Origin of the sequence: Mesorhizobium sp. Root157, assembly GCF_001427385.1 — a bacterium.
GTDB lineage: Bacteria > Pseudomonadota > Alphaproteobacteria > Rhizobiales > Rhizobiaceae > Mesorhizobium.
In genome coordinates, this window is sequence record NZ_LMGJ01000032.1 from 1 (window position 1) to 3,079 (window position 3,079).

General features: G+C 60.6%; 5 protein-coding genes. 4 read left to right on the forward strand and 1 reads right to left on the reverse strand.

What is annotated here, in order from left to right:
* Positions 1 to 351, forward strand: a 351-nt coding sequence (locus ASD64_RS21060) for a hypothetical protein (protein WP_210171811.1), incomplete at its 5' end; no start/stop codon positions are given.
* Between the two features lie 84 nt (positions 352 to 435).
* On the opposite strand, the gene ASD64_RS21065 is transcribed toward ASD64_RS21060, so the two are convergent.
* Positions 436 to 867, reverse strand: a complete 432-nt coding sequence (locus ASD64_RS21065) for a hypothetical protein (RefSeq protein WP_156460164.1) — start codon at positions 865 to 867, stop codon at positions 436 to 438.
* 85 nt (positions 868 to 952) lie between these two features.
* Between ASD64_RS21065 and ASD64_RS14205 the strand changes: the two genes are divergently transcribed.
* The 3 genes from ASD64_RS14205 to ASD64_RS22075 all read left to right on the forward strand — a co-directional run.
* Positions 953 to 1,291 carry a hypothetical protein gene (locus ASD64_RS14205; RefSeq protein ID WP_056106096.1) on the forward strand — a complete coding sequence of 113 codons (339 nt, stop codon included), beginning with the start codon at positions 953 to 955 and terminating at the stop codon, positions 1,289 to 1,291.
* Between the two features lie 8 nt (positions 1,292 to 1,299).
* Positions 1,300 to 2,614: toprim domain-containing protein (locus tag ASD64_RS22070; RefSeq protein ID WP_413813606.1), on the forward strand; the 1,315-nt coding region annotated here is incomplete at its 3' end.
* Between the two features lie 48 nt (positions 2,615 to 2,662).
* On the forward strand, positions 2,663 to 3,079 hold a 417-nt coding region (locus tag ASD64_RS22075), incomplete at its 3' end, for a VapE domain-containing protein (protein ID WP_413813607.1).

Here is a 3,079-nt window from a genome sequence, read left to right on the forward strand (position 1 = left end):
CTCCGTTGCCCCCGCCACTCACCGCGTTGGGGGAAGGTTCACATGGCTCAATTCTCAATGGAAATTATGCGCCTAACCGGCTCAGTTCCGCGTGGAAACCAACAGGCGAAGGCACGTATAGCGGAAGTGCCGTTCACTCCGACTTGGAAACTGGCTGAAAAACTGAAAATTGATGAAGATAGTCTGCGTCAGCAGGTGAAAAGATTGCGAAAGGAGGTCGCAGATCGGCTCGCCGTAGATCAGGGCATTGTTCTTCAGATCAACGATTTCATCGAGAACCAACAACGCGAAGGTTATCGAATCGCGCCTATGGTTCGGGAAGTTTCCAGGGCTGACCTCCAGCCGGCCTGATTGCCGGTGTCACGAGCGACGCGGAAAATGTCACGTTCAAAGCACCAGAGCTGCGCAAATACACGCGGTTGAGGTGCTCTCGCGTCACAAGAATTGCCGACGTCGACCATACAATCCAAAGCGCATTCCGTCGAAACTAAAAGCCGTTCCCCAGAGCGACAGCAAGCTCCTGGGAATTGGCAAGTATTTTTGATGGAGCACGTTATGCACAATCTTAGTCATCTCAATCAGGTCGAGCTTTCGCGCCGCTGGAAGCTTAGCCCACGCACCCTTGAGCGCTGGCGCTGGCTTAAAGAGGGCCCGCGCTACCTGAAGGTTGGCGGCCGTGTCATCTATCGCCTCGAGGACATCATCGCGTTCGAAGAGCAGCAGCTCCATGAGGCGGCGGCCAACTAATGTCGCCACGGTTTTTGCGTCACGCTCGACTTCGCCGCAGTCACTTTGTTTTCGAGCGAGTGCGCAATTCCACGACAGCGCATCGGAGCGAAGCCATTCGTAATGCGGGATTTTTAGCATCCCGTACCCTCCCGTCAATCCAGTCGCACCGGCTCTTGCGAGATGTAGCTCGCATCGTGAGACGGTTTTCGACCACGCTGAGTATTTGATCATCATGGACACCCTCGCCAACACGACCTCGCACCTCATCGTCACGGAGGCGGAATTCAGCCGCTGGCTTGCGGCCGCAGAGGCCGGAGCTGTCCGTCACTACCACGAGGGCTTTCTGGTCCTCGACTGCGCCAGAGGATCGACAAGTCTGTCGGCAGTCGAGCGCAAAGAGCTCGCTGCTGTTGCCCGACTGGCTTGGTGGGCCAGTGAGCAACGCGTCGTTCATCTGGTACAGCGCCGGCTCGGCCCGAGCCGGTTCGGCTATCTCACGATCATGCGCCCGGCCACGTCGCGATCGATGCGGCGAACGCGCCGCGTGCGGCCAGCGGAGTAGCCGCTATCATGGTTGCCGATATCGCAGCGCGTCTGAACGATCGGATCGATGACCTCGCCCGGTTACTTCTCGGTGAACCCAACGGCGGCCTCTCAAAGGTCACTCAACTGCGGTTCGGCTCGAAGGGAAGCATCGCGGTCGAGATCGGCGGCGCAAAGAAGGGCCGCTGGTACGACTACGAGGAAGGATCCGGCGGTGATGGGCTTGAGCTTGTGCGGCGGGAGAAAGGGCTGTCCAACGGCGCGGCCGCCGATTGGGCGCGTGAGTGGCTGGGGTTGCCCACCGGCGGAAGCGAACAGAAGTCCCCGCAAGTATCGCCCACCATCGACGCTAGCGTTTCTCCCAATACGACGAGGCACACGCATGGTGCCGAGGGAGGCGATCTCGCAACTAAGGTGGCCAATATCATCGCTGGCTGTCAGGCGGTATCCGGCACACCCGCTGAACGCTATCTGCGCAACCGTGGCATCTCCGCGACGACCCTGCCTGCCAGCATTCGGTTTCGGCCCCGCGCCCACGGACGATATGATGCTCTGGTAGCACTGGTCACCGATATTGCCGGGAAGGTGCATGGGCTCCAGCAGATTTATCTGACCGACGACGGCCGCAAAGCGCCACTCAAGATCCAGAAACGCACAAACAAGGCGCATGATGGTTGGTCGGACGTTGCGGCCGTACGTTTTCCCGGCACAGCTCCGCTGATCCTGGCCGAGGGCGTGGAAACAGCTCTCTCAATCTGGCAGGCCACCGGCCGGGAGACATGGGCCTGTCTCGGCGTCTCCAACATCGCCCGCGCCCCGGTGCCCGACGGTGTGCCGGTCATCGTCGCACGCGACGGGGATCAACCCGGCAGCAAGGCCGACCAGCAGCTGCGCCGCGCCGTCACCATCCTGCGCGACCAGGGGCGCCCGGTCGTCGTTGCCGAACCGCCGATTGGCCAGGACTTCAACGATGTCTTGCGGCAGAACGGCGAGCAGACGGTTCGCGATGCGATCGCTGCGGCCGCTGTTGCTAGCAGCTATTCCGCCACGTGGCGCAACGATCTGATCATCAACAATGAGGGCGAGCCTCGCCCGGTTCTGGCCAATGCGATTCACGCACTGCGCAATGCGCCTGAATGGAAAGGCGTCCTTTCGCACGATGAATTCGCCACCACCACCGTCGCCCGCAAGGCGCTACCCTGGTCCGTGGGCCACGCCATCTGGGAAGACAGGGAATGGTCAGATCGTGATGACTGTCTCGTCGCTGATTGGCTGCAGCGTCAAGGGATCATGGTTCCGGCATCGATAGCCGGACAGGCGGTCGAGGTTGTTGCCAGAGATCNATCGTGATGACTGTCTCGTCGCTGATTGGCTGCAGCGTCAAGGGATCATGGTTCCGGCATCGATAGCCGGACAGGCGGTCGAGGTTGTTGCCAGAGATCATCTGTTTCACCCGGTTCGAGAATATCTCGAGTCTCTGACCTGGGATAGCGTTCCGCGGATCGACGCCTGGCTGACAGCTTATCTTGGTGCTGCCGACTCGCCCTATAACCGTGCCGTCGGTCCCCGCTGGCTGATTTCTGCCATAGCCCGAATCCACACCCCTGGCGCACAGGCTGACTGCGCGCTGATCCTGGAAGGGCCGCAGGGTATCCGCAAATCCAGTGCGTTGCGCGTCCTGGCCCAGCCCTGGTTCACCGACCGCCTATCTGACCTCGGCAGCAAGGACGCCGCCATGGAAACCAAGGGCGTCTGGGTTATCGAGATTGCAGAGCTCGACACCATGTCACGCGCCAATGTCGGCACC

Excerpts from the sequence above, each read along its gene's own strand:
- ASD64_RS21065 (WP_156460164.1), bottom strand. The coding sequence starts at position 867 with ATGCTAAAAATCCCGCATTACGAATGGCTTCGCTCCGATGCGCTGTCG.